Annotated in this window: 1 protein-coding gene; it reads left to right on the top strand. The window is 56.2% G+C overall.

The features are described 5' to 3' along the window. Positions 1 to 40 precede the first annotated feature (40 nt). Positions 41 to 276: oligoribonuclease (gene orn / locus ACPYOI_RS36190; RefSeq protein WP_481424186.1), on the top strand; the 236-nt coding region annotated here is incomplete at its 3' end.

Below are 276 nucleotides of genomic sequence, written 5' to 3'. Positions count from 1 at the left end.
GCCTGCTACAGCCGGTTATGCGAGAAGGGTGGAAAATAACATGAGCGCGGATGAAAACAACCTGATTTGGATCGATCTTGAAATGACCGGGCTGGATCCCGAGCGCGATCGCATTATTGAGATTGCAACCCTGGTGACCGATGCCAACCTGAATATTCTGGCGGAAGGGCCGACTATCGCGGTTCATCAGTCCGACGACCAGCTTGCGTTAATGGATGAGTGGAACGTGCGCACCCACACGGGGAGCGGGCTGGTGGAGCGCGTTAAGGCCAGCAC

The sequence above is a fragment of the Rhizobium sp. SVR5-2C genome (assembly GCF_056755115.1).
This window is presented reverse-complemented; position numbering and strand designations above follow the sequence as displayed.